At 70.5% G+C, this 24790-nt stretch carries 21 protein-coding genes and 1 pseudogene; 10 read left to right on the plus strand and 12 right to left on the minus strand.

The window, feature by feature from the left end; translation table 11 throughout:
* The first annotated feature begins 101 nt into the window (after positions 1-101).
* From IE107_RS05885 to IE107_RS05895, 3 genes are all read left to right on the plus strand, one after another.
* Complete coding sequence (locus IE107_RS05885; protein ID WP_189541736.1) at positions 102-1949, plus strand: AfsR/SARP family transcriptional regulator; 1848 nt, start codon at positions 102-104, stop codon at positions 1947-1949.
* A 171-nt stretch (positions 1950-2120) separates the two neighbouring features.
* A complete protein-coding gene (locus IE107_RS05890) occupies positions 2121-2951 on the plus strand; it encodes an SDR family NAD(P)-dependent oxidoreductase (RefSeq protein WP_229866712.1) in 831 nt (276 codons plus the stop codon).
* A gap of 151 nt (positions 2952-3102) precedes the next feature.
* Positions 3103-3972, plus strand: a complete 870-nt coding sequence (locus tag IE107_RS05895; RefSeq protein WP_229866714.1) for an alpha/beta fold hydrolase — start codon at positions 3103-3105, stop codon at positions 3970-3972.
* 112 nt (positions 3973-4084) lie between these two features.
* Here IE107_RS05895 and IE107_RS05900 read toward each other — a convergent pair whose 3' ends face one another.
* Positions 4085-4732 carry a response regulator transcription factor gene (locus IE107_RS05900; protein ID WP_229866716.1) on the minus strand — a complete coding sequence of 216 codons (648 nt, stop codon included), beginning with the start codon at positions 4730-4732 and terminating at the stop codon, positions 4085-4087.
* Positions 4733-5196: 464 nt separating this feature from the next.
* A complete protein-coding gene (locus IE107_RS05905; RefSeq protein WP_189541742.1) occupies positions 5197-6657 on the minus strand; it encodes a DHA2 family efflux MFS transporter permease subunit in 1461 nt (486 codons plus the stop codon).
* A gap of 145 nt (positions 6658-6802) precedes the next feature.
* On the opposite strand from IE107_RS05905, the gene IE107_RS05910 reads away from it, so the two are divergent.
* Together IE107_RS05910 and IE107_RS05915 are read left to right on the plus strand one after the other, a co-directional pair.
* Positions 6803-7456: a TetR/AcrR family transcriptional regulator gene (locus tag IE107_RS05910; protein WP_189541744.1), complete on the plus strand. Its 654-nt coding sequence runs from the start codon at positions 6803-6805 to the stop codon at positions 7454-7456.
* 52 nt (positions 7457-7508) lie between these two features.
* Entirely contained in the window at positions 7509-8216 is a 708-nt protein-coding gene (locus tag IE107_RS05915; protein ID WP_189541746.1) for an SDR family oxidoreductase, read from the plus strand.
* A 39-nt stretch (positions 8217-8255) separates the two neighbouring features.
* On the opposite strand, the pseudogene IE107_RS05920 reads toward IE107_RS05915, so the two are convergent.
* The 4 genes and pseudogenes from IE107_RS05920 to IE107_RS05935 form a co-directional block, all read right to left on the minus strand.
* A pseudogene (locus tag IE107_RS05920) lies at positions 8256-8444 on the minus strand (acyl-CoA carboxylase biotin carboxyl carrier protein subunit); the annotation flags it as partial.
* A gap of 174 nt (positions 8445-8618) precedes the next feature.
* Entirely contained in the window at positions 8619-9296 is a 678-nt protein-coding gene (locus IE107_RS05925) for a response regulator transcription factor (protein WP_189541748.1), read from the minus strand.
* A 431-nt stretch (positions 9297-9727) separates the two neighbouring features.
* Positions 9728-10618 (minus strand): SDR family oxidoreductase, encoded by an 891-nt coding sequence (locus IE107_RS05930; protein ID WP_229866717.1) that lies wholly within the window; start codon positions 10616-10618, stop codon positions 9728-9730.
* 385 nt (positions 10619-11003) lie between these two features.
* Positions 11004-11831, minus strand: a complete 828-nt coding sequence (locus IE107_RS05935) for a serine hydrolase domain-containing protein (protein WP_189541750.1) — start codon at positions 11829-11831, stop codon at positions 11004-11006.
* Between the two features lie 174 nt (positions 11832-12005).
* Between IE107_RS05935 and IE107_RS05940 the strand changes: the two genes are divergently transcribed.
* The gene (locus IE107_RS05940; protein WP_189541752.1) at positions 12006-12467 is read left to right on the plus strand and encodes a MerR family transcriptional regulator; all 462 of its coding nucleotides are present in this window, start codon (positions 12006-12008) and stop codon (positions 12465-12467) included.
* Positions 12467-13483: an aldo/keto reductase gene (locus tag IE107_RS05945; RefSeq protein WP_189541754.1), complete on the plus strand. Its 1017-nt coding sequence runs from the start codon at positions 12467-12469 to the stop codon at positions 13481-13483. The genes IE107_RS05940 and IE107_RS05945 overlap by 1 nt, the downstream gene beginning before the upstream one ends.
* A 30-nt stretch (positions 13484-13513) precedes the next feature.
* Here the strand turns inward: IE107_RS05945 and IE107_RS05950 are convergent, their stop codons facing one another.
* Positions 13514-14560: an alpha/beta hydrolase gene (locus tag IE107_RS05950; RefSeq protein ID WP_189541756.1), complete on the minus strand. Its 1047-nt coding sequence runs from the start codon at positions 14558-14560 to the stop codon at positions 13514-13516.
* Positions 14561-14891: 331 nt separating this feature from the next.
* Here IE107_RS05950 and IE107_RS05955 point away from each other — a divergent pair, with 331 nt between their 5' ends.
* A complete protein-coding gene (locus tag IE107_RS05955; protein ID WP_189541758.1) occupies positions 14892-17090 on the plus strand; it encodes a serine/threonine-protein kinase in 2199 nt (732 codons plus the stop codon).
* Positions 17091-17100: 10 nt separating this feature from the next.
* On the opposite strand, the gene IE107_RS05960 is transcribed toward IE107_RS05955, so the two are convergent.
* The 5 genes from IE107_RS05960 to IE107_RS05980 all read right to left on the minus strand — a co-directional run bounded on the left by IE107_RS05960 (position 17101) and on the right by IE107_RS05980 (position 22459).
* A complete protein-coding gene (locus IE107_RS05960; protein WP_189541760.1) occupies positions 17101-17784 on the minus strand; it encodes a response regulator in 684 nt (227 codons plus the stop codon).
* Positions 17781-19115, minus strand: a complete 1335-nt coding sequence (locus tag IE107_RS05965; protein WP_189541762.1) for a sensor histidine kinase — start codon at positions 19113-19115, stop codon at positions 17781-17783. The genes IE107_RS05960 and IE107_RS05965 overlap by 4 nt, the downstream gene beginning before the upstream one ends.
* Before the next feature lie 118 nt (positions 19116-19233).
* Positions 19234-20211 carry a DUF4429 domain-containing protein gene (locus IE107_RS05970; protein WP_189541763.1) on the minus strand — a complete coding sequence of 326 codons (978 nt, stop codon included), beginning with the start codon at positions 20209-20211 and terminating at the stop codon, positions 19234-19236.
* 85 nt (positions 20212-20296) lie between these two features.
* Complete coding sequence (locus tag IE107_RS05975; RefSeq protein WP_189541766.1) at positions 20297-21508, minus strand: alpha/beta hydrolase; 1212 nt, start codon at positions 21506-21508, stop codon at positions 20297-20299.
* A gap of 285 nt (positions 21509-21793) precedes the next feature.
* Positions 21794-22459, minus strand: coding sequence for a TetR family transcriptional regulator (locus IE107_RS05980; protein WP_189541768.1), 666 nt, complete (start codon positions 22457-22459; stop codon positions 21794-21796).
* 117 nt (positions 22460-22576) lie between these two features.
* Between IE107_RS05980 and IE107_RS05985 the strand changes: the two genes are divergently transcribed.
* Both IE107_RS05985 and IE107_RS05990 read left to right on the plus strand, forming a co-directional pair.
* Positions 22577-24187 carry an MFS transporter gene (locus tag IE107_RS05985; protein ID WP_189541770.1) on the plus strand — a complete coding sequence of 537 codons (1611 nt, stop codon included), beginning with the start codon at positions 22577-22579 and terminating at the stop codon, positions 24185-24187.
* A gap of 187 nt (positions 24188-24374) precedes the next feature.
* A complete protein-coding gene (locus IE107_RS05990) occupies positions 24375-24752 on the plus strand; it encodes a peptidase inhibitor family I36 protein (protein ID WP_189541772.1) in 378 nt (125 codons plus the stop codon).
* Positions 24753-24790 lie beyond the last annotated feature (38 nt).

Raw genomic sequence — 24790 nt, forward strand, 5'->3', positions numbered from 1 at the left:
GGGCGATATCAGGAATTCACATCGGGGAGCTCATGCATTTTGCCGTTCTTGGTCCGGTGGAGGTCCGAGGGGACCGTGGCCCCTGCGAGCCCGCGTTTCCCATGAGCCGTCAGGTGCTGTCCCTGTTGCTCGTCCACGCCAACCAGATGGTGCCGATGGACAGCCTGGTGGAGGAGCTGTGGGGGGAGAACCCGCCGAAGCTCGCCCGGAAGACCGTGCAGACGCACATCTATCACCTGCGCAAGGCGCTCCGGAACGGTGGTGGAGGCGGGGCACGTGTGGAGACGGAGCCACGTGGATACCGGATCCGGCTGGAGCCCGCGCAGTTGGACCTGTGGCGCTTCCAGGAGCTGTGTGCTCAGGGAAGGAACGCGCTGCGGGCGGGCCGGGCCGAAGAAGCGGCCGAGGCGTCTCGCGCGGCGCTCACCCTGTGGCGGGGGCCTGCGTTCTCGGGTACCGCGGTGGGGCCACTGCTCTCCGCCCAGCGAGCCCGGATGGAAGATCTGCGCATGAGCGCGCTGGAGCAGCGCATAGAGGCCGAGCGGAAGCTGGGACGGCACCGTGAACTCCTCAGCGAGCTCAAGGGGCTGGTGCTCGATCATCCGCTGAACGAAGTGCTGACCGGGGAGTTGATGCGGGCCGCGGTGCGCTCGGGGCACCGGCAGACGGCTCTCGATGCCTATCGGCGGCTGCGCGCCGCCATGGTCGAGCAGCTCGGCCTGGAGCCCTCGGCCGAGATCCGGGAGCTGCATCAGGGGGTGCTGGAGGACGCCCTGGTGCCCGAGCCGCGTTCCGCGCCGCAGACCGTGGAGGCGAGTCGGCTCTCCGTGGGCCTGGCGGGATCCGTGGCGCCCGCGGAACTCCCGCCGCTCACAGCCGACTTCACCGGACGACGGGGCGAGCTGGCCCGCGTCGTCGCGGCAGCCGGGCCGGGAGGCCCGGAGGCCGGCGACACCGCGGCGGTACGGGTCGTGGTGGTGATGGGCGGAGTGGGCGCCGGTAAAACGGCGACCGTCGTGCAGGCCGCTCACCGGATGCGCTCCCGCTATCCCGACGGGCAGCTGTTCGCGACGCTGCACCGTCCCGACGGCAGCGCCGTCTCGCCCCGGGAGGCGCTCACCTCACTGCTGCTGTCGTCCGGGCATCCCGGACAGTGGCTGCCGGAGGGGGTGGAGGACCTGGCCCGGCTCTACCGCAGCTGGACCTCGCAGCGGCGCATGCTGGTGGTGCTCGATGACGCGTACTGCCCACAGCAGGCACGACCACTGCTGCCCAGCAGCCCCGGCTGCGCCGTGCTGATCACCTCCCGCTGGCGCCTGGAAGGGCTGCCCGGCGCGGTCACCCGGGTTCCGCTGGCGGGGCTGCCGCGCGAGGAGGCGGTTGCCCTGCTCGGCAAGGTGGCCGGGGAGGAGCGGATCGCGCGGGAGCAGCAGGAGGCGGCGGAGCTGGCCCGGCTCTACGGCGGACTGCCCCTCGCGCTGCGGGCGCTGGGGGAGCGGCTTGCGGCACGGGCGGATCTGTCGGTCGGCAGCCTGCTGCGCCGGGCGCGGCGCGAGGAGGAGCGGCTGAGGCTCCTCCAGGGACCGCAGAGCGACTTCCTCGCCCGACTGGGGCAGGCCCATCTGCGGCTCCCGGAGCCGGAGCGCGAACTGCTCGCGCTGCTCTGCCGGTTGCCCGGTCCGGTGCGGGAAGCGGAGCTGTCGTCTGCCATGGAGCGTTCGGGGCTTTGCGCCGGGGACCTGGGTCACCTGGTGGAGTCCCTGAGCTCCTCGCACTTTCTGGAACTGCGCGAGTGCGGTGAGGACCCGGCCCACGCCGTCCCCGACCTCGTCCGCCTGGCCCTGTGCCGGTCGTTGCGGGTGAGAGAAACGGAGGCGACCCCGCCGGCGCCTGGTCCGGGGCCCACAGACCTCCGGATGCCGCCCGTCCTGGCAGGCGTGAGCAGATGAGCCGTCGACCCGTCCGGAGAGGATCCCGCTTCCTTCGGCGATACCGGTCAAACATTCAATATGAACCGCACGGTTCAAAGAAATGTTTACACCGGTTGTGAAAAGGGTGCGGGGGTCTCTAGGTTGAGGTACGGCCTCACAGCGCCGCGTCGAGCTACGAGAACGAGGAGAATGCCGGTGAAGCACATCGTCATCCAGGGCGGGACCGACGGGATGGGACGGGCCACCGGGCTCGCTTGTCTGGAACGGGGGGACGCCGTCACCGTCGTCGGGCGTGACGAGGGGAAGGGCAAGTCCTTCCTGTCCGCCGCCGCGGAGCTGGGCGTGCAGGAGCGCGCCTCCTTCATCCGCGCCGACCTCAGCCTGATCAGCGAGAACGAGCGGGTCATCACGGAGGTCAAGAACGCGTACCCGGCCGTGGACGCCCTCGTGCTCTGCGCGCGCCACTACCTCTCGCGCCGGAGGGAGACCGCCGAGGGGCACGAAGCCACCTTCGCGCTCTTCTACCTGAGCCGATACCTGCTGTGCCACGGACTGCGCGACCTCCTGGAGAAGGCCGAGCAGCCGGTCATCCTGAACGTGGCCGGGCCGGGCTCCCCGGTGGGGGAAATCCACTGGGACGACCTGGAGTTCACCCGCGGCTATGACGGGCTCGTCGCCCAGATGCAGGCCGGTAAGGCGAACGACCTGCTCGGCGCGGCCTTCGCGGACAAGCACGCGGCCGACCGCACCCGCTACGTCCTGATCAACCCCGGCTCCGTCTCGACCAGCTTCTCCGGTGAATACGACGCGGCGACGCAGCGGCACATCGACATGATGAAGCGGGTGGCGAAGCCCGTCGCCGCCGGAATCGTGCCGATCGTCGAGGCGCTCTACGCGCCTCCCGCCGAACCGTTGAGCGCCCTCGTCGAGGGACGCCCGATGAGCGTGCGGGACAAGTCCTTCGACCTTCACGACGCGCGCAGGCTCGATGAGTGCACCCGGGAACTGCTCTCCCGCTGAACAGACCGCCGAGGCGGCACCGATGCCCGGTCCTGCCCATGGGGGCCGGGCACCGCACCGGGCGTTCGGGGACCGGTGCCCCGTAAGCACTCCCGGAACCAGACGATACGGAGTTCCCGTGGTCCAGCCGCCGTTGTCCCCGGACGCCCCCGTGGCCGCCACGGATGACCTGGTACAGGCCGTCGAGCTGGATGCGGGGGGTCTCACCCTCTCCGGACTGCTGGCCGTGCCACGCGACGTTCCGCCTCGTGCCGTGCTCGTGGCGCTGCACGGGGCAGGGATGCGCGCCGGGTACTTCCACGGCCGGGCAGACGTCTCCACCTCCCTCCTCTCGCTCGCCGCCGCCTGTGACTGTGCGGCGCTCGCGCTGGACCGTCCCGGTTACGGCAGCTCGGCCCCACAGGTGCCGGAAGGACTCGGCCTGACCGCGCAGGCGGAGCACATCCGGCAGGCATTGGCCGCCCACGGTCGGCAGTACTCGACAGGCGGGGGCTATTTCCTGGTCGGCCACTCGCTGGGCGGCAAGGTCGCACTCGCCACCGCGGCCGGCTGGGAGGGCGGGGACCTGCTGGGAGTGGACGTGTCCGGCATCAGCGACCGCTGGGCCGTCCCTCCGGAGAGCCGCACCGGCGAGGGCATACGCCGCGCGCGCGGTCTGCACTGGGGCCCGCTCTCCCTGTACCCGCCCCGCACCTTCCGGTCGGCCGAGCGGCTCGTCGCCCCGATCCCCGCCCATGAAGCGGCAGAGATACCCGACTGGCCGCGCATTTACCCCGAAGTCGCGCGCCGGGTACGGGTTCCGGCACGCTTCACCTTCGCCGAGCACGAACGCTGGTGGCGGTGCGACGAGCAGACGGTACGGGCGATGGCGGGCCGGATGGCCGCGCCCCTGGTGCGTACCGAACATGTGGCGGCTGCCGGACACAACATCAGCCTCGGCCGCGCCGCCCGCGGATACCATCTGCGCGTTCTCGCCTTCCTGGAGGAGTGCCTGGCTCGCGCCGAAGGCGCAGCGACGTGAGCGCCCGTAGCCGTGGGAACGGGCCGACGGGGCGCCGAGGAGGCCGGGGAGGTCGAGGGTCCCCGCGCGGCGCCGGTGGCCGGCCTCCTCGGCGCAGTGAGCGGTGGCGGCTCTATGCCTGCACGAGGCGGAAGCCCACACCCCTGACCGCGGTGATCCACTCTGTTGAACCGAGCTTTCTCCGCAAACTGTTGACGTGGGTGTCGATGGTGCGACTGCGGCTGATGTCGGTGTCGTGCCAGATCCGCTGAAGGATGTGGTACCTGGGGACGACCTCCCCGGGCGAGGAGGCCAGGAGGTGGAGCAGGTCGAACTCCTTGCGGGTGAGGGCAACGGTCCGGCCGTGCAGCCGGACGACGCGCGTGGCCTGATCGATGGTCAATGGGCCCAGCCGGGCGCTGGGCCGGGGTGCCGGAGCAGGACGGGCCCGCCGCATCACCGCCTCCACCCTGGCCAGGAGTTCCCGGAAGCCGTACGGCTTCACCAGATAGTCGTCCGCTCCGGCCTGGAGCCCCAGGACACAGTCGAGCTCACTGCCGTGCTCGGTGATCGCGAGAAGGGGTGTGTTGCACGTGGTGGCAATGGTCCGGCACACCTCCAGACCGTCCAGGTCCGGCAGGTCGAGATTGAGGAGCACCACCTCGGCACCGGCGTGCTCCCGCAGGGCGGCACCCCCCGTGGTGACGGCGCGTGCCTGATGCCGGTGCCTTTGCAAACGCTGGGCCAGATCGTGCCCCGCGCTCTCGTCGCTGTCCACCACGAGGAAGTTCCACGAGGCGCTCGACAGGGGGACGCAAGGGCTCGGAATGTCTGAGTAGGAGTGTTGTGCTGTCAGCCGGGATACCTGCACTTGCTCTCCTGTGGCCGGGTACGCGGACACGGGCAAAGTGGGCGCCGATGCGCTGTCGCGATGGCTCTGCGCGGTATGTGCACACGAGGGACCGGGCACATACGTTCCTCCGTCCGAGCTCTTGTGGCGCTGCCCAGGGAAGCGTTACATGCGCAGGCCACACAGTCGCCGTCGATATCACTAAGGTTGACCTTCTCGGTGATGTGCCGCACCACCCGGGTACGCGCCGGACGATTGCTGCGTCCTCGCCTCCCCGGGTGCCTGGCGGGCCCCGCCAGGGACGACGGAGGCCGGGGACGCATGGAGCGTCTCCGGCCTCTCACCGCTGAGCCACCCTCAGCAATCGATGCTGAAGAAGACCGCGTGCCCCACTCTCACTCCACGAGCGCCTGGCGCGGTTCGCTGCCGGAGGCCTCTGCCGGGGCCGGGGCCGCCTCCGGGCGCCCGGGGAGCAGCGGGCTGGCGACCAGGATCACCACGGCAACGGCGAAGACGAACCAGTAAGCGTGCTGGAAGCCGCTGATGCCGCTCCCCGCGACCCCGCCCGTGCCGGCGGCGGCGAGAATCAGGGCGACACAGGCGACACCGAGCGCCCCGCCGAGCTGGTTGAGGTTGTAGAGCACGGAGCTGCCCTGCGGCACCTTCTCCGGCGGCAGCGTTCGGTACAGCGACCCCATGGTCGGTGCGCCCACGGCTCCCAGACCCAGGCCGATGGCCAACGCGGCCAGCGCGGACCAGACTTCGCTGCTCCCGTCGCCGAGGCGGGTGAGGACGACCGCGCCGGCCGCGGCCAGCACCGCCCCGCCCTGGACCAGCTTGCGTGCGCCGAGCTTGTCGCTCAGCCGTCCGGCGAGGGGCATCGCGAGCGCCGAGCCCATGCCGAGCGGCGCCACCAGCAGTCCCGCAGCGCGAGCCCCGTGATCGTGGATCACCTGGTAGTAGAGGGGCAGGGCGAAGAGGCCGGCGTACGTGCCCAGACCCACGAGACCCTGCACGGTGACACTGGCGGCGAAGCTACGGCTGGTGAAGAGACGGACGTCGATCAGCGGCTCGGTGCGCCGGGCGCGCAGCGCGTGGAGGACGTACACGAAGAGCAGGAGGAGGCCGGCGGCCAGTGGGACGAGCACCGTGGGCGTGCCGAACGTGGCCTTCTCGCCCGCCTGCGTGAGCGCGTACACGGTGGCCGCGAAGCCTGGAGCGAGCAGCGCGGCGCCGAGGACATCGAGCGGTGCCCGGGACTTGTGCTCACCGGCAGGCTCGGAGGGGATGACCCGCAGGGCGAGCAGGGCGGCGATGATGCCGATGGGCAGGTTGATGTAGAACATCGCGCGCCATCCCAGGCCCTGGAGCACGATGCCGCCCAGAACGGGACCGAGGACGGGCCCGAGCGAGAGCACGACACCCATCATTCCCATGACGCGTCCGGCCCGGCTGGGCCCGGCCGCCCGGGCGAGGATGACCAGCACCAGCGGGTCGACCACGCCGGCGCCGATGCCCTGGAGGACCCGGAAACCGATCAGGCTCGCCATGTCCCAGGCGAGCGCGGAGGCGAGCGACCCCGCAAGAAAGACGACGAGCCCGAAGAGCCAGAGCCGCTTGACGCCGAACCGGCCGACGGCCCAACCGGTGATGGGGATGGTCACGGTGAGCGCGAGAAGATAGCCGGTCGAGGCCCAGCTGATGGCGCTCAGGGAGCTGTGGAACTCCTCGGCGAGTGTGTCCGCCGCGACGGTGACCATGGTGCTGTCGAGGATCCCCATGATCCCGCCCAGCAGAGTCACGCCGATCAGCCGCAGCAGGGCGGGATCCAGGCGGTCATCCCTGACTTGAGACATGTCTCCCCACTCCGTTGCACGCAAGGTGAAATAATTTGAACCGCATGGTTCAACCTAGCCATGAACGGCGGTGCTCTGCAACCACCTGAGTCATCTCTTTGAACCCGGCGGTTCAGTAAGCGGTCCTTGGCGGTACTATGACGGGGTGAACGGAGCCAGAACCCCAGAAGCGAGCAGGCGCACCGTGTCACGCGGGCGCATCGACAAGCGGCAGGCGATCCTCGAAGCCGCGTTTCGGACCTTCGCTCGGGACGGGTACGGGCAGTCGTGCGTACGGGAGATCGCGGCCGAGGCCGGCGTGGCCAAGCCCACCGTGTACAACCACCTCGGCGACAAGGAAACCCTCTTCCGTGAGGCGATGCAGGCGGCCGTCGGGCGCACGACGGCCGACGCGCTGGCCGCGCTCGAATGGTTGCGCGAGCCGGACGGCGAGGTGCGCGATGCGCTGGAGAACGCCGGGTACTGGCTGCTGCGCAGCCACTGCTGCGCGGACTTCCAGGCGCTGCGCTGGCTGCTCCATGCCGAAGCCGCTCGTTTCCCCGACCTGCTGGACGACTTCCAGCGGAACGGCGCGGAGCGCCTGCACGAGGCCCTTGCGGACCGTCTGGCTCGGCTCGCGCTCGGCGGTCGACTGAACATCGGTGACCCCGACCGGGCCGGCGAGCAGTTCCTGGCCCTGCTGACCGGCCCGATGGAGCGGCGATCCCGGCTGGCCACGCGCGAGGTCCCCGACACCGAGCTGCGCTCCCTCGCCCGCGCCGCGACCGACACCTTCCTGTGCGCCTACGCCGCCTCTTAGCCCGACGGGCAACTCGCCGGTGACCGAGCAATCCTTGGGAGACATCGGAACCATGACCACCACCTTGATAACGGGTGCCAACAAGGGGATCGGTCTGGAGACCGCCCGGCAGCTCGTCGAGGCAGGCCATACCGTCTTTCTGGGGGCCCGCGACCCCGAACGGGGCCGGATCGCGGCGGAGCGGACCGGGGCGTCGTTCCTCGCACTCGACGTGACCGATGAGGCGTCGGTCGGGGCGGCGGCACAGGCATTGGGCGAGCGCGCCGGATGCCTCGACGTCCTGATCAACAACGCGGGAATCACCGGGCGGTTGAAGGAGGCCGCCGAACTGACGGTGGAGGACGTCAAGGAGGTCTACGAGACCAATCTCTTCGGCGCGCTCCGGGTCACCCAGGCCGTTCTCCCACTGTTGCGCAAGAGCGATTCCCCGGCCGTGGTGAACGTGAGCAGCGGCCTGGGGTCCCTCGCCATCGCCGAGGAACCCGAGCGCTATACGTCGCTGCTGCCCGCCTACTACCCGAGCCTCGGCTACAACTCCTCGAAGGCCGCTCTCAACATGCTCACCGCGCAGTACGCGAAGGCATTCCCGGACATCGTGTTCAACGCCGTCGACCCCGGTTGGACCGCCACCGACCTGAACGGGCACACCGGTCTCCAGACTGTCGAGGAGGGCGCCGAGATCATCGTGCGCATGGCATTGCGGGGCGGTGACGGCCCCACGGGCGGCTTCTACGGCAATTCCGGTCCGGTGCCCTGGTAACGCACGCGCCTCGGGCCCTCGCACGGCTCCCGTCTCAGCCTTGATCTCACAGATGAGGGCGCCGGAGGTGAGGGCGGCGCCGACCTCTGCGGTCAGGCCCTTGACGGTGCCTGCACGGTGCGCGTTGACCGGCTGCTCCATCTTCATGGCCTTCAGGACGACGACCAGTTCGCCTTCGGCGACGGTCTGCCCCTCCTCGACGGCGATCTCGACGATGGTGCCCTGCATGACTCTGCAGCCCGTTGAGGCCCCGGAGCGTGAGCCGAGTACCGCGTCGCAATATCACCTTGAGCATGTGCGGCGGAGGCCGGCATGCGCAATGCACGAAATGCCAAAGGTATGTCAGATAACTACAGAGACTGAGACTGTCCGGGATATCAGCGATGTGACATCCAGGTTGCCCTATGCGGTCATGCACCGTGCCAATTCCTGCTCGCACTCGTGTCCGTTCCCGTCCGGCACCGCTACCTTGGCGTAGGTGTATCCGGACGCGGGCATGGTCAGCACTCCGACTGCCAACGCCTTGGCCACTGCGTCCAGGCGGGAAACGGCATCCAGCTTCCGGAAGGCGGCATACAGATGGCGCTTGACGGTGCCGGTGGTGATGCCCAGGGAACGGCCGATCTGCTGGTTGGTCATGGCGGTCGCCACACCGCGCAGCACCTCGGTCTCCCGTTGCGAGAGGGTGGGAACCGGCCGGTTGGCGGAGTCCTGCACCTCTGCAGGGGCCAATTCGCGCACCGCGGCGAGCAGGGCGCTCCAGCCTGCGTTCCGCGGCAGGTAAGCCTGAAGCCCGGCTGCCTCCAGGGCGCGCCGATCGCTTGCCGTGCTTCGTGAGGAGAGCGCGAGGACGGCTGACCCGGGAGCCACGGAGCGCAGCGCGCGGAGCGTACGCACCGCTGCGCTCTTTGTCGCCCAGGGCTCGAACAAGATCACGTGGGGGTTCAGGTCCGCCGCACGGCACAGGAGTTGGTGTTCATTGGCAATCTGTCCGAGAACGCGCATATCAGGCTGGGCGCGGAGCAACTCGGTCAATGATTCGCGCAGCAGAGTGGTTTCGCCTGCGACGAGAATGGTCATGCGAGGCATAATTCCCCCATGTCCCTCTCGGTGGCGGGTGAATGAGCCAACTCCGCGGTGCAGGGCCGTACGAGCGGCGTGCCGGCTTTCGGGTGGAGCGAACGCGAGCCGGAGCGTGATTCAGGAAGGCAACGCGCGGCAGGTCCGACGTGCACCCTGCTCGGACGAGGCGTGGACCATGGCGGTGTTGTTCTGCAACGTGCGTTCATGGAAAGTTCCCCTCGGGTGACGCGGACGTCTGAACCGAGAGGAATGATAGCCAACGCGTGCTTGGAATGGGTTCTGATCAAGGAAGCCTTGACGGAGCGAGAGTGCCTTGAGGAGAAGCGGCACGGTGCGGGCGCCCTTACCCACGAGATGTCATGAAGTTATCGAGAATTTTCTCCGACGCCTGGCGAAACGTCCCGCGCGTTCGGCCTGTTACATTTTGATTAAATCTTTGTGCCGAGTAACGTACCTCCGGACGCATCGATAAATGATCCGGTGATCCAGCGTGACTCGTCGGAGGCGATGAATGCAACGATGTCGGCGATGTCGGAAGGTTCGCCAACCCGTTTGAATGCTGACAGGTTCGACATGGCCGCCAGTGATTCCGGGTCGTCAAATACCGGGTCGCCGTTATTTGTCACCCCTGGTGCGACGGTGTTCACGGTGATTTCGCGGGGGGCGACATGAGCTGCCAGATGCAGCGTGATCTGCTCCATGGCGCCCTTGCTCATGGCATAGCTGATCTGCGACGGAAAGGCGGAACGGGTCATGCCCGAGGACATGTTGATGATCCTGCCACCTGCGGGCATCCGTACCAGGGCGCGTTGCGCCAGGAGGAACGGGGACTTGGCGTTCACCAGGTAGCACTGGTCCAGTGCCTCTTCGGTCACCTCGTCGGGCCGGGCTCCGTCGAATCCGGTTCGGGCCGCGTTGTTGACCAGGATGTTCAGCGCCGCGTTGCCGCAGCGCTCTTCAAGTTCCGACTCCATGGTGGCGAAAAGTGATTCCTCCGCTCCCGGTCGACCGAGTCGCGCACGTACGGAGAAGGCTCGGCCGCCTCTCTTTTCGATCAGCGCCACGGTTTCCTCGGCTGCGGCCTCGTTCGTCGCGTAATGCACAACGACCAATGCCCCGTCCTGGGCCAGCCGCAGGGCGATACCCCGCCCGATCCCTCTGCTGGCGCCTGTGACGAGCGCTGTTTTGTTCTGCAGTCTCTGCGACTGTGTCATGCGCCCTTCTCTCTGCGGTTCGTGTGCCGCCGTGATGTCGGTCGGCGGTGGCGCAAAAATGTCGGTCGAAGGGAAAGTCGGGCCCATGTCGATCGTGACATCCAAGGGAATGATGCCCGGTGTTTCATGTTCGAGTCGGCGGGCAGGCGAAGAGAAGCTACATAATATTGTGAAGGGTGGACTTTTGTGAGGATTCCGGGTTTTCCGGGGGAAAGGTTGCAGGCATCGAGGCCGAGTGGGAAACGAGTCGGGTGCCCTGAGCGGCGGAGGCGATCCGGAGCTCGCATCCGCCCTGCGGGGTGAGAGCTTTCACACCTGCCCCGGGAACCACGCAAGGCGGGCTGAAGATCCTCAACTGCGGTCAGCGGAGGCCCACTTGGTGACGTTCCCCATGTGATCGCACGGAACATCGGGGGCAACGTGTGTCACGCAGACTTCGCGCCGGGGGAGCACTCGGCCGGGCACCTGCGCCGCATCCTGCGTCCGTACCTCACCGGTTGGGGGCGAAGCCCAGCTCCGCGAGCACCGCGTCCGTGAACGGCGGCCACACCTCCACCGCCCACGGGCCGAAGGCCCGGTCGGTCAGCGCCACGCACGCCGCGCCCGCGACCGGGTCGATCCACAGGAACGTGCCGGACTGGCCGAAGTGCCCGAAGGTCGCGGACGACGACGAACCACCCGTCCAGTGCGGGGACTTGGAGTCCCGGATCTCGAAACCGAGGCCCCAGTCGTTGGGGTTCTGGTGGCCGTAGCCCGGCAGTACGCCCTTCAGACCGGGGTGTACAACGGTCTGCGCGGCCAGCACCGTACGCGGGTCGAGCAGGCGGGGCGCCTGTACCTCCGCCGCGAACCGTACGAGGTCGTCGACGGTCGAGACGCCGTCCTTGGCGGGCGAGCCGTCCACCGTGGTCGCCGTCATCCCCAGCGGTTCCAGCACCGCCTGGCGCACGTACTCCGGGAACGGGATGTCGGTGGCCTTGGCGATGTGGTCGCCGAGCACCTCGAAGCCCGCGTTGGAGTAGAGCCGCCGGGTGCCGGGCGCGGCCGTCGCGCGGTGCTCGTCGAAGGCGAGCCCGCTGGTGTGCGCGAGCAGGTGCCGGACGGTGGAGCCCTCGGGCCCGGCCGGCTCGTCGAGCTCGACCGCGCCCTCCTCGTACGCCACCAGCGCCGCGTAGGCAGCGATCGGCTTGGTGACGGAGGCGAGCGGGAAACGGTGCGCGTTCGGGCCGTGCGTACCGACGACGGTGCCGTCCGCTCGTACGACGGCTACTGCCGCGGTGGGGACGGGCCAGTTGTCGATCATTGCCAGGCTCTGCATGCGTACGAGCGTAACGGGCAGGGCCGTCGCGTCACCGCTCGGCGGGGTCACCTGATCCGCGCGGGGGCCGACAGGCCGGTTGTGGGGCGAGTTCGCCGGATGGCCGGCCGTCGCTGGAACCCGTTCCCGTCCGTGCTTGCTTAGAGTGCACTCCAAGGTTTTAGCGTGGAGGGCATGACGGTGATGGAGAGCACTTCGACGAAGGTGGACGTCTTCGCCTCGGCCCCGCAGGCGCATCCGCGCCCCGAGGGCCAGGACCGGTACACCATCAGTGAGGTCGCGGCCTTCACCGGGCTCACCGCGCACACCCTGCGCTGGTACGAGCGGATCGGGCTGATGCCGCACGTCGACCGGTCCCACACCGGCCAGCGCCGCTTCAGCAACCGCGATCTGGACTGGCTGTCCTTCGTCGGCAAGCTGCGGCTGACCGGGATGCCGGTCGCCGACATGGTCCGGTACGCGGAGCTGCTGCGCGAGGGCGAGCACACCTTCGAGGAACGGCAGGAGCTGCTGGAGGCGACCCGCCGCGACGTGAGGACGCGGATCGCGGAGCTCCAGGACACCCTCGCCGTGCTCGACCACAAGATCGACTTCTATGCGAGCGCCCGGCGGGCGCCGGAAAGGCCCAGTGCCTGATGACTGACAACAAGATCACCACCGTGGAGCTCGGCGACGGCGGCCCGCAGGTCGGCGTGCAGGGACTCGGCTGCATGGGCATGAGCGAGTTCTACGGCGACACCGACGAATCCGCCGCCCGCGAGACGCTGGAGACGGCGTTGGCGGCGGGCGTCACCCTCTTCGACACCGCGGATGTGTACGGTCTCGGCGCCAACGAGAGGTTCCTCGCCCCGTTCGTCGCGGCGCACCGGGACGAGATCACCCTCGCCACGAAGTTCGCCATAGAGCGCAAGGGGGACGACCCGCACTACCGGGGCGTGCGCAATGACCCCGCGTACATCCGCAAGGCCGTCGAGGACAGCCTGCGACGGCTGGACACCGACGCCATCGACCTCTACTACATGCACCGCCGCGACCCGGCCGTCCCGCTGGCCGAGTCCGTCGGCGCGATGGCCGAGCTGGTCCGGCAGGGCAAGGTCAAGCAGCTCGGGCTGAGCGAGGTGACCGGCGCGGAGCTGCGCGAGGCGTACGCGGTGCACCCGATCGCGGCCCTCCAGTCCGAGTGGTCGCTCTTCAGCCGGGACATCGAGCGCAGCGCCGTACCGGCCGCCGTCGAGCTCGGGGTGACCGTCGTGCCGTACTCGCCGCTCGGCCGGGGCTTTCTGACCGGGGCGTTCACGGACGCGGCCAAGGAGCTGTCGGAGGGCGACTTCCGCCAGTACCAGCCCCGCTTCACCGGCGACAACGCGAAGAAGAACGCCGCCCTGCTGGAGCCCGTCCACAAGATCGCGGCGGCGCACGGGGCATCGGCCGCGCAGGTGGCGCTCGCCTGGGTGCAGCAGCGGGCCCAGGTGCACGGGCTGACCGTGGTGCCGATCCCGGGCACCCGCAAGAGCAGCCGGCTGCTGGAGAACGTGGCCGCCACCCGGCTCACCCTGACCGAGGGGGAGCTGGCGCAGCTGGAGCCGATCGCGGGGCAGGTGGCCGGGGACCGCTACCCGGACATGAGCTCGACGTCCGCCGCGCGCGAGTAGCCGGTACGGGGCGGGGCAGCCGCCCCGGGCTCACCGCGCCTTCCCCTCGGTGATCGCGGCGAAGGCGCGCAGCGAATCCGTGCCCGGGGCGAAGTAGCCCGTGTGGCCCCGGGCGTCGTCGGCCGGGACGCGGCGCGCACCGAACTCCGGGGCGGCCGGGTCGGGGCCGTGGCCGAGCCCCGCCACCTCGACGTTCGGCACCTTGCCGATCCAGTCCGTGGCGTCCTTCGCGGCCCAGACCCGGGCACGGGTGTGCAGACCGGCGACGTCGTCCGCGCGCATTCCGGGCGAGCCGAGGACGACCAGGTCCCGGGCGCGCAGCCGGGGCGCGGCGAGCCCGCACACGACGGAGCCGTAGCTGTGGCAGAACACGGCGGGCGCGGGCACGCCGTCGGCCGCGAGACCGTCCGTGAGCCGGGTCAGCCGGCCGGCCCCCGCCTCGGCGAGCGAGCCCGTCACGGCGTCGACACCGAGGCCCACGGGGGTGGTGTACCCGGCCCAGGCGATGACCGCGCTGCCGCTCCCGGTCCGGGCGTACAGCGCCTTCGCCATGCCGGCCGGGGTGCCGTACACGTCGTTCGTACGGTCGAAGTTCCCCGCGTCGATGTCAGAGCCCGGCACCACGACTGCGACATGGCGTGCGGTGCGCAGGTCCCCGAAGACCTCGGCGACCTGGCCGCGTCCGCGCGGGTCGAACGCGAGGATCTGCCGCCCCGGGGCCTTTCCGAGATGCGCGTACCGGGGATCGTGACTGGCTTGCAGGGAGCGGGCGTTGGCCCGGTAGCGCAGTTCGACGGGGACACCGTCCAGATTGCCGACGACGAGCGGATGGCGTACGACCAGGGCCTGTTGCTGCGGCTCGGTCAACCCCCGGAAGAAGCGGGCCACTTCGGCCGGTGTGCTCCGTCCGGGGTCGGGCAGCTCCCGCCCCGACGCATGGTCCGCGCGCCAGGCCCCGGTGCCCGGGGGCGGCCCGGTGAGGGCCTGCTGGGCGTTTCCGGTCGCCCACCCGGCCGTTCCCGCCACCACGGTGGTGGCCAGTGCGAACGCGACCAGGGTCCTCGCGTAACGGCGCATCCCGTCGTCCTCCCTCTCCGGTTGAACCGGCTGAACCGGCTGAAACGGTCCCTCGCCGGTTGAACCGGCTGTTCCGGCTGATCCGGCTCCTGTGCGCCAACCGGCGCGACGGAGAGGAAGGTAGGGAGAGAGCGGGCCCCGGGGCGTCACACCACGGGGCCAAGTGCGAGGTCATACCGGGGTAGGGCGTAGTGGCCACTGCGGGGCGGACGGTCCCGCATTCGTCCGGACAGCGGGGCCGGAGACCGTCGATGGCTTGAGTTTGCTTGGGGCAGAGGGGAGTTGGGGGATAGCTTGATGCGGTTGGCGCGTGTGGCACGGGGGAGGGCCAGTGTCGGAGCGGGTGCTGTCCGGGCGTTATCGGCTCGTCGAGCGGCTCGGTGCCGGAGGCATGGGGGTGGTGTGGCGGGCGGAGGACCTGGTGCTGCACCGCGAGGTCGCGGTGAAGACCGTGGCCGGGCCCGGTGTCACCGATGAGGCGGCCGAGCGTCTGGAGCGGGAGGCGCGGGCCGCGGCAGGGCTGTCCGAGAGCCCGCATGTGGTCACGGTCCACGACTTCGGCCGCGACGGCGACACCCTGTACATCGTGATGGCCCTCGCCGCGGGGCGCCCGCTGGACCGTGTGCTCGCCGCCGATGGGCCACCGCCCCTGGTACGCGCCGTGGACTGGGTCCGCCAGGTGTGCGTCGCCCTGGAGGCCGCGCACGAGCGGGGCATCGTGCACCGGGACATCAAGCCGGCCAACGTGATGGTCGCCCCCGACGGCACGGTCCGCGTGCTCGACTTCGGCATCGCCTGGTTCCACCCCGACCTCGGCCTCGACCGGCTCAGCGGGGCCGGCGGCGTGCTGGGCAGTGCCCCGTGGATGTCCCCCGAGCAGGCGCACGGCGAGGAGGTCAGCCCGGCCTCCGACCTGTACTCGCTGGGCTGCCTGCTGTACCAATTCCTCACCGGAACCACGCCGTTCGGGGACCGGGACGCCCTGGCACAGGTCGTCGCGCACGCCACCGAGACCCCCGACCGGCCTTCCGCCCACCGCCCCGGGCTGCCCGGCGAGCTGGACCAGCTGGTGGTGGAGCTGCTCGCCAAGTCCCCCGGGAACCGGCCGGCTTCGGCGGGCGAGACGGCGGCCCGCCTCGGCTCGGTGATGCGTCTCCTCGGGACCGAGGAGACGACGGGGCGGCCTCCGGTGCCCCCGGCCGCGCCGCCCGCCCCGTCCCGGCGGCCCGAGCGGGGGAAGCAGCCGGTGAAGCGGCGGACCGTGCTGCTCGGAGCCTTCGGTGTCGTCGCTGTGGCGACGACCGCCGTGGTCGTCCCGAAGGCACTGCGGGAAGGGAACGACGGGGACGGCGGCTCACCCCGGACGAAGGCGCTCAAGCCGCGCTGGAAGAAGACGATCACCGGGCAGCCGACGGTCGAACCGGCGGGTCCGGTGGTCCTCGTGGGCGGCAATGACGAGCCGGTGGTGGCTTACGACCTGCGCACCGGCGAAGAGCGCTGGCGCGCGGCGTCGGACGTCGACGACACGTATCCGATGTCCGACAGCACGCTGTACGTCACGGCGGGAAACGGGGGCGAACTCCGGGCCCTCGACCCCGCCACGGGGACGTCCCGGTGGACCTTCGCGCCGCTCGGCGACGACGACGTGACCAGCGGGGCGTTCCCGGTCCTGGTGCCCGAGTGCGTCTATGTGGGCCTGGGCCGGTACGTCTTCTCGTTGCACCACGCCACCGGCGAGGAGCGCTGGCGCCACGAACTGCCGGACGAGCTGGGCATGGTCACGGCTCTGGGGAAAGCTCCCGGGATACTGCTCGCCCGGGACAAGGAGCGCGCCTGGGTCGCGATCGGAGAGGTCGACGGGCGGCTGCTGTGGACATGGGACGGGAAGGGGGAGTGGACGAACCCCCCTTCCTATGTCGGCGAGGCCGACGGTCGTCTGTTCTTCGGGCTCGACAACGGCAGCCTGACCGCCGTCGACGCGACCAACGGCCAGGCCCTCCACACGCACAAGGACGGGGACAGGGCCCAGGTCATTCCCGAACACAAGCTCGTCCTGGGCACCCGGGGAAACGTGCGCGCATGGTCGGCCGTCGACGGCAAGCAGCTGTGGTCCGTCCCGGGCACCGGGGAACCCCTCGTCATCGGGGACACGGTGGTGATGTACGAGATCGCGGCGGACAAGAAGTCCAGCGGCACGCTGGCCGTGGACATACGCACCGGGAAGGAGCGGTGGCGCCACAAGGACCTGAGTGCGAACCTCGGCGGCATCCGCGGCGGAGCGCAGCCCGGGAAGCAACTCGTCCTCCTGGTCAACGAGAAGCACGGCACGCACCTGGTGCGCGTGGACGCGAAGACCGGGGCGCGCGGCCCGGTGTGCTCATTGCCGGACAAGGAGTTGCTGAGCGTCCGATGCGTCGGGGACACCGCCTACGCCCTGTGCGCCGACCGGCTGCCGGACCCCGGGAACCCGGACGACCGGGGCCCGGAGCAGCGCCGCCTCCACGCCGTGGACCTCGCGGATCTGAAGTGAGAGCAGAGCCTCACCCCTCGCCCGGCACCACCACCCCCGCCTCGTACGCGAAGATCACCGCCTGCGCCCGGTCCCGCAGGTCCAGCTTGGCCAGCACCCGGCCGATGTGCGTCTTCACCGTCTGCTCGGCCAGCACCAGCTTCCCCGCGATCTCCTGGTTGGACAGGCCCCGCGCGATCAGTTCGAGCACCTCCGTCTCGCGCGGAGTCAGCCCGTTCAGCCGCAGCGACTGGCCGCTGCGGGTGGCCCCGGTCGGGCCCTGCCGGGCGAAGTCCGCGATCAGACGGCGGGTCACGGACGGTGCGAGCAGCGCCTCGCCCGCCGCGACCACCCGCACCGCCGAGATCAGGTCGGCGGGCGGTGCGTCCTTCAGCAGGAAGCCGGACGCCCCGGCGCGCAGCGCCTCGTACACGTAGTCGTCCACGTCGAACGTGGTGAGCATCAGGACCTTCGGCCGGTGCACCACTCCCGCCGGAGGGTTCAGCAGCTCGCGGGCCGCCGCCAGACCGTCCATCTCGGGCATCCGGACGTCCATCAGGACCACGTCCGGATGGACGCTCCGGCTGACGTCGATGCCCCGGCGCCCGTCCGGTGCCTCACCGACCACGTCGATGTCGCTCTGCGCCGAGAGCAGCGCCGCGAACCCCGCCCGCACCATGGCCTGGTCGTCGACGATGATCACGCGGATGGTCAAGAGTCCTCCGAAGCCTCGGGCGTGACAGGGGTCAGGGGCAGCCGTGCGGCCACCCGGAAGCCGCCGTCGGGCAGCGGTCCGGTGTCCAGCGTGCCGCCGGTCAACCGTACGCGTTCACGCATACCGACCAGGCCGTGCCCCGTCCCGGTCGTCTCCAGCGGCGAACCGGGGCGCTCCGCACGGTCGTTGACCACCAGGACGGTCAGATGCGCGCCCTCGGACGTGATGGACACCCGGGTCCGCGCACCGGGCGCGTGCCGGATCGCATTGGCCAGCGCCTCCTGCACGATCCGGTACGCCGACACATCCACCGCCTGCGGTACGTCGGGCAGCCGGGCCGGGAGCGACAGCTCGGCCGGCAGCCCCGCCCGCACCGTCGCCTCCACCAGCTGCTGCACCCGGTCGAGGCCCGGCTGCGGTGCCCGCTCGCCCTCCGTGCCGTCGCTGCGCAACACCGTGAGCAGCCGCCGCATCTCCGTCAGCGACTCCCGCGCGCTCGCCGCTATCGCCCCGAACTCCTCACGGGCCTGCTCGGGCAGGTCGCTGATCCGGTAGGGCGCGGAGTCGGCCTGGACCGTGATCACGGACATGTGGTGCGCGACCACGTCGTGCAGCTCACGGGCGATTCTGGCGCGCTCCTCCAGCAGCGTGCGCTGCGCCCGCTCGGCCTCGCTGATGGTCTCCTGCTCGGCGAGCCGGCGCTGTGCGTCGCCCCGTTCCCGGATCACCGCGCCGATCACCATGAGCACCGCGCCGAACGCCGGGAGCAGCGCGGAGGTGCCGTTGCTGCGGTCCGTGCCGCCCAGGTGCAGGACCAGGCTCGCCACGGCGGTCAGCGCCCAGACGGAGACCACGGTCCGCCGGGTCTCGCGCAGCGCCACCGCCAGCATCACGAAGAGGTAGCAGATCAGCGTGGGCGGGGGCCACGGCCAGATGCCCTGCGGCGGGTCCGGGTACTCCAGCAGTACCAGCGCCCCCAGGATGTCCGCGGGGAAGATGATCCACCAGGCCTGCAACGGGCGGTGCGCCAGCATCAGCAGCGGCGCCGTCTGGGCGACGGTCAGCAGGCCCGCCAGTCCCTCGGCCAACCCGTATTCGTTGGTCAGCACATTGAGCGTGACCGGGACGAAGATCGCCCCGAGGGCGAACACGACCACGTACGGCAGCAGCCTCCGCCACCGTTTGGGCGCGTCCGCGAGCGGCGGGACCGGGGGATGGGACGGATGCGAGAGGTCGTGGGCGATCTCGCGCAGATTGCGGCGGGCGGCGCTCAGCAGGCCGTCGGCGGCGGGCTGCGGGCGCGGCGGCGCCCCGGTCGGGGAAGTGGTCATGGCCGCCTCAGCCTAGGGAGCGGACCGGCCCGGTGGCGTCATACCCGGGTCCCGGTTCGTCACCGGGTTTCTCGTACGGGGGTACTACCTGCCGGTCGGGCCGGCACGCCGCGAAGCCCTACAACTCCGCGAGCAGTTGGGCCTTCTTGGCGCTGAACTCGTCGTCCGTCACCAGACCGGCCCGGTGCAGCTCCCCGAGGTGCCGGATCCGCTCCGCGATGTCCGCGGGGTCGCGCCGCCCGGCGCCCGCCAGGACGGCCGCGGGTGCGGCGGCCGAGGAATGGTGCCTGCGCACCGATTCCAGGACGGCCGCGGCGAACGGCAGCGACTCGTGCACCGGGCCGTAGCCGAGACCGAAGACCACCGCGGCCGGGTCCTGATCGGCCCGGGTGGGGCGGGGTGCCACCGGCTGCGGGCACTGGACCGGGTGGCCGGCGCCGAGACCCGTGCCCGGCTCCGCGTCCGGGCCGGCACCGCCGCCCGGGGCAGGATCCGGCCCGGGGACCGCGCTCTCCAGGCCCCGGGGCACCAGCCTCAGATAGCCCTCGAACCCCTCCGGCGAGCGCCACTCGACGCCGCTCAGCTCCGTCACCGGGAACGTCTGGTCGCCGGCCTTCCACTTCGCCGTGGAGGCGCCCGTCCAGAACCAGCGGAAGGAGACCCGGTCCCCGTCGAAGCCGGCCCGGCCGTCGTACGCCTTGAACTGCATCGGCGCCTCGGGCGCCGCGACCAGGAACCGGTCGGCGGGCTCGGACGCCTCGGGGCCGAGCCGGGCGCGCAGTTCGTCCGCGTAGTACTCGGCCAGCGTCTCGCGCTCGGCGGGGAGCACCAGCCGGTACGGATCGCAGCCGTCCTTCAGCTGCCCGGCAGCGGCCTCGACCAGGGGATCGGCGCCGCGTCTCGGCACGGCGCGCAGGACCACCGTGCCCCGCTTGCCCGGGGTCAGCGTCACCGACGACAGCGCCGCGTGCGGGACGCGTCGTTCACGAAGGCTCTGGAAGAGCTTCGGCGTGCGGATTCCCCGTTCGAAGCGGATGAGCACGGAGTCGGTGTCGAACTCCCAGGTGGCATGAATTCCGGCCAGCACATCACCCATGTGCCTCATCGTATGCGGCACTTGCCTCATACGTCCCCCCTCGGCGCAGAGCTTGGTGGATGGTCGGCCAGGGCCCGCGCGCCGGTCAGACGGCCTGGCTTCCGGCGATTTGTTCTCGGCAGCCGCTGTCGGAGACCGCGCAGCTCACCGATCCGTAGGCGCCCACGCCGATGGCGGCGAAGTTGCCGAGACTTTCGGTACCCGGCTCGAAATAGCCGCTGTGCCCGACCGCGCCGCCCGCCGAGACGATGCGCGCACCGAAGCCCGGGTCGACCGGGTCGGCGCCGTGGCCCAGCCCGCCGAGCTCCAGGTTCGGTACGTCCTCGATCCAGTCGCCGCGATCGCGCATCGCCCACACCCTGGCCCCGGTCCGCAACTGCGCGGCGTTCTCCACCCGCATGCCGGGGCTGCCGGCCACCGCGATGTCGCCGACCCTGGTGGGCAGTTCATGTGCGGCGACCCCGCAGAGCACCGAGCCGTAGCTGTGGCAGAACAGCGAGACCGGGGCCCGGCCGGGCAACGCGCCCACCAGTGCGTTCAGCCGCACCGCCCCGCGTTCGGCGAGGTTGCCCAGGGCCGCGTCCATGCCGATCCCGGCGGGCGTGGTGTAGTCGGCCCAGGCGATGACGGCGGTACGGATGCCGGGGCGCGCGGCGCGCTCCGCCGCGTACAGCGACTTCGCCATGCCGACCGGAGCGGCGTTCACCTTGGGCGCGGACCGCTCCAGGGTCAGCAGAGTGGTGTCGACGCCGGGGACGATCACCGAGATCCGGTCTGCCCGGTCGAGGTTGCCGAACACCTCGGCGGCGCGGCCCTTCCCGGACGGGTCGAAGGCGAGGAAGTGGCGGTCCCCGGCGAGCATCGAGGCGAAGCGCTGCATCCGGCGGACCGCCTCGGCGCGGCCGTCGGGGGAGAGCCGCACATCGTGCATGCGCCGCCGCTCGACCTGCCGCGCCTGCGCGACGGCCCGCCGATTGGCGCGGTAGCGCAGGGTGACCGGGGCGCCGTTCAAGTTGCCCACGACCAAGGGGTACTTGTCGGCCAGCGCGGTGCGCTGCGCGGCCGTGAGCGTGGCGAAGAACCGGGCCAGCCGGTACGGCGGCGCATCGGCGTCCGGCAGCGCATGACCCGCCACCCGGCCCCGCGCCCAGGCGGCGAGTGCGATCGTGCGTGGCTCGTCGGAGGGTTGGTGACGTACGGCGGTCCAGCCAGTGGTCGCCAGCATCACGAACACGACCGCGACGGCGAGCAGAGCGCGCCATGCGGTGAGCGTGGGGGAGGAGTCGAAGGAAGTCACTCCGGCCCACATTAGGAGACGCGCGACGACAGCCGTGAAGAGGGTGACACACATCACTCTGCTGCGGGGAATTCGGATGCGTGCTTTTCACGCTGTGTGGTTGTCACACGCACGCTCAGGTGCGCGGAGCGCCTCCGGAGCGCCACATCTGGCCGCAGGGGAGCGGCTGTTGTGAAGTCGGTCATGTCTCGGCGGTGAGGCGTGCGGCACACCGGACGGGGAGTCCCGTCGCCGCGCCGCCCCTGTGGTCACGCCGGCCGCCGGGCCGTCACACCGGCCTTGCCGTCACACCGGCCCGGTGCCCGTCCGCCAGTTGCCGGCCAGCGCCGGTCCGAGCTGGTCCAGGTACGCCTCGGTCAGGACACGCAGTGAATCCACGTCGCCGTCCCGGCCCCGCCCCCAGAGCTGACCGGTCACCCGCATCACCCCGCTGAACGCGGCCACGGCGACCCGCGGCCGCGGGTCCTCGTCCACGTCGAGCCCCTCGCGCCCGGCGATCAGCAGCGCGATCTGGTTCTCCAGATCGCTGCACCGGCGCAGATGGGCGGCGAGCAGTGAGGGTGTCGACTCGATCATCCGGTACATGCGCAGGTGGAGTTCGACCGTGGCGATCTCCTCGATCACCTCGCCGATGCTGTTCCAGGCGCAGAGGACCGCGTTGCGCATCGCGTCGAACGGGGCCTCGTCGGCGGGGCGCCGGCGCAGCTGCGCGAGGAAGTACGACTCCATCGCCTCCTGGATGGCGAAGGCGGCCTCCTCCTTGGAGGCGAAGTAGCGGAAGAAGGTGCGCTGGGAGACCTCCACGGCGTCGACGATCTCGTCGACCGTCGTCTTCTCGTACCCCTGGGTGGTGAAAAGATCGAAGGCGGCGTGCAGCAGGGCGTCCCGGGTGCGTCGCTTCTTCCGTTCGCGCAGTCCGGTCGGATGCGCGGCGCGCTGCCCATCGGTCACTTGACTGGCCTTCTCTCTCCTGCTCTGCCCAGCTCAGCGTACCTGTGAGCTACGTGACAGTTACCGACTTGTGAATTGGTTTGTCAACTGTCAGAGGCTGACACTAATCTCCCGGGCATGACTAGTCAGACCACCGTCGACAAGGCGTCGCGGGAGCCGCAGGAAGCCGCCGCTCCCGCACCTGCCAAGGGGCTGCGCGGCCACCCCTGGCTGACGCTCTTCTCCGTGGCCATCGGCGTGATGATGGTCGCGCTCGACGGCACGATCGTCGCGATCGCCAACCCCGCCATCCAGCAGGATCTGAACGCCTCGCTCGCAGACGTCCAGTGGATCACCAACGGCTACATGCTCGCCCTCGCGGTCTCCCTGATCACCGCGGGCAAACTCGGTGACCGGTTCGGTCACCGCCAGACCTTCCTCATCGGTGTCGTGGGCTTCGCCGCGGCATCCGGCGCCATCGGCCTGTCCGACAGCGTCGCCCTGGTGATCGTGTTCCGGGTGCTCCAGGGCCTCTTCGGCGCCCTGCTGATGCCCGCCGCGCTCGGCCTGCTGCGCGCCACCTTCCCGGCCGAGAAGCTGAACATGGCGATCGGCATCTGGGGCATGGTGATCGGCGCCTCGACCGCGGGTGGTCCGATCCTCGGCGGCGTGCTCGTCGAGCACGTCAACTGGCAGTCCGTCTTCTTCATCAATGTGCCGGTCGGTGTGATCGCGCTGGTGCTGGGCCTGGTGATCCTCAAGGACCACCGCGCCGAGAACGCGCCGCGCTCCTTCGACATCGGCGGCATCGTGCTGCTGTCGCAGGCGATGTTCTGCCTGATCTGGGCGCTCATCAAGGGCTCCGAGTGGGGCTGGGGCGACTACAAGACGCTCGGCTTCCTGGGCGCCGCCGTGGCCCTGTTCGTGGTCTTCGCGCTCTCCCAGAAGAACGTCAGGGAACCGCTGATCCCGCTCGCGATGTTCCGCTCCGTTCCGCTGTCCGCGGGCGTGGTCCTGATGGTGCTCATGGCGTTCGCGTTCATGGGCGGCCTGTTCTTCGTCACCTTCTACCTCCAGAACGTGCACGGCCTGAGCCCCGTCGACAGCGGCCTGCACCTGCTGCCGCTGACCGGCATGATGATCGTCGCCTCGCCGCTCGCGGGCGCCATGATCACCAAGTTCGGCCCGCGGGTCCCGCTGGTCGGCGGCATGGTGTGCACGTCCGTCGCCATGTTCGGCATGTCCCAGCTGGAGACCGGCACCGGCACCCTGACCATGTCGATCTGGTTCGGCCTGCTCGGCCTCGGCCTCGCCCCGGTGATGGTCGGCGCCACCGAGGTCATCGTCGGCAACGCCCCGATGGAGCTCTCCGGCGTCGCGGGCGGCCTCCAGCAGTCCGCCATGCAGGTCGGCGGCAGTCTCGGCACGGCGGTGCTCGGCGCCGTCATGGCGTCCCAGGTCGACTCCAAGCTGGCCGGCAACTGGACGGCGGCACAGCTCCCGCCGCTCAGCCCGGAGCAGCTGGACCAGGCGTCCTCGGCCGTCGAGGTCGGCATCCCGCCGGTCGACGGGAACGTCCCGCCGGAGATCGCGGGGAAGATCGCGGGCGTCGCCCATGACACCTTCGTGTCAGGGATGAGCACGGCGTTCATGGTGGCCGGCGTCGTCGCGGTGGTCGCCGCGCTGGTCGCCACGCTCACCAAGCGCGGTGCGAACGCCCAAGCGGGCGCGGGCGCCGGTCACATCTGACCGGCCGCCACGACGGCCCGGGGCTCCGCGCCCACGCGTCAACACCGTGCGTACAACAGCCCCGCCGGACCGTTCCGGCGGGGCTGTCGCCTATCCGGATGGTGTGGCCCCAGGCCCCTTCCCCGGGCATTGCCGCGCAGGTCAGGGTGTGTGCAACTGATCCGCACCAGCACGGGGGACGATTTCCATGCGTACGACCGTTCTTGCCACCGCCCTGGCCGCCGCCGCACTGGCAGCCACCGCCCTGACCCCGCAGACCGCCGCCCACTCCGCGCCCGTCGGGCTCGGGTCCTGCGCCGCCGGTCAGCTCTGCCTCTGGGACGCGCCGGACTTCACCGGCACCCGCCGGACCCATGAGCTGTCCACGACCGACATCGAGAGCTGCGTCCCGCTGCCGAAGGGCAGCAGGGTCCAGGCGCTCGCCAACCGCACCGGCCGCCCCGTCACCACGTACCAGTCGGCGGAATGCGCCGAGACCGGTGAGTTCGAGACGTACCCGGGCGGCGGCACCTGGGTGCCCCGGTCCCCCTACCAGGTCAGGGCCTTCAAGATCTGGGAGAACTGACCGGAGACCGGAGACCGGAGCACCGGCCGCGGACGCCG

The organism is Streptomyces gelaticus, assembly GCF_014649535.1.
GTDB lineage: Bacteria > Actinomycetota > Actinomycetes > Streptomycetales > Streptomycetaceae > Streptomyces > Streptomyces gelaticus.